We start from the raw sequence: 1,183 nt of genomic DNA, 5'->3' as shown, positions 1-1,183 counted from the left end.
GTCGCCGGTGCGGTACATCCGTTCGCCGTCCGTGCCGTACGGGTCGGCGACGAACCGTTCGGAGGTGAGTGCGGCCCGTCCCAGGTAGCCGCGGGCCAGGCCCGCGCCCGCGATGTACAGCTCGCCCGCCACACCGTCCGGCACCGGCCGAAGACCTGGATCCAGTACGTACACCCGCGAGTTGGCCACGGGCCGGCCGATCACCGGGGTGCCCGTGCCCGCGATGAGTGGGGTGCTGGTGGTGGCCATGACGGTGGACTCGGTGGGTCCGTAGGCGTTGACCATGCGGCGGCCGGGTGCCCAGCGGTCCACCAGTTCCGCCGAGGTGGCGTCACCGCCGACGATCAGGCTGCGGAAGTCGGGGAAGTCGCCGGGGCCGGTCTTGACGGTGGCCAGGGCGGCGGGCGGGATCAGCGCGTGTGTCACCCGGCTGCCGCGCAGCACGTCGGCGAGGACGTCGTCGGCGAGCGGGCCGGGCGGCGGGACGACGAGTGTCGCGCCGGCCGCGTAGGTCATGACGATCTCCAGGACGGAGGCGTCGAAGCTGGGTGAGGCGTACTGCAGTACCCGGCTGTCGGCCGTGACGTCGAACCGCTCCAGCTCGGCCGCGGCGAAGGAGGCCAGGCCCCGGTGGGTGACGATCACGCCCTTGGGCTTGCCGGTCGAGCCGGAGGTGTAGATCAGGTAGGCGGGCTGGTCGGGGTGTACCGGTACTCCGGGGTTGTGCCGGGGCCGGTCCGAGGTGTCGGTGGCGTCGATCAGCAGGTGTTCCACCGGGCTGTCCACGGGCAGCCGGGCGGTGTTGCCGCTGTCGGTGACGATCAGCGCGGGCGCCGCGTCGTGGAGGATGTAGCGGATGCGGTCGGCCGGGTAGTCGGGGTCGACGGGCAGGTAGGCGGCGCCCGCCTTGACGACGGCGAGCTGGGCGAGGGCGATGTCGACCGAGCGGGGCAGCGCGAGCGCCACGGTCTGCTCGGCGCCGATACCGCGCTCGATCAGCAGATGGGCGAGCTGGTTGGCGCGGGCGTTGAGCTCCTCGTAGGAGTAGCGGACCTCCGCCGACTCCAGGGCCCTGGCCCCCGGCGTCCGCGCCGCCCGTGCCTCGAAGAGACCGGCCAGCGTGACGGGCTCGACGGGACGCGCGGTGTCGTTCCACTCCACCAGGACCCGCTCGCGCTCCCGC

1 protein-coding gene is annotated in these 1,183 nt (G+C 73.1%); it reads right to left on the bottom strand.

The genetic code is table 11. From position 1 onward, the window contains the following. Positions 1–1,183, bottom strand: a 1,183-nt coding sequence (locus tag KUM38_RS19850) for an amino acid adenylation domain-containing protein (protein ID WP_217130744.1), incomplete at both ends; no start/stop codon positions are given.

Source organism: Streptomyces sp. AC558_RSS880, assembly GCF_019049255.1.
In the GTDB taxonomy this organism is placed as follows: domain Bacteria; phylum Actinomycetota; class Actinomycetes; order Streptomycetales; family Streptomycetaceae; genus Streptomyces.
The sequence above is the reverse complement of the archived record's forward strand: the minus strand, read 5'-3'. Positions and strand labels throughout refer to the sequence as shown.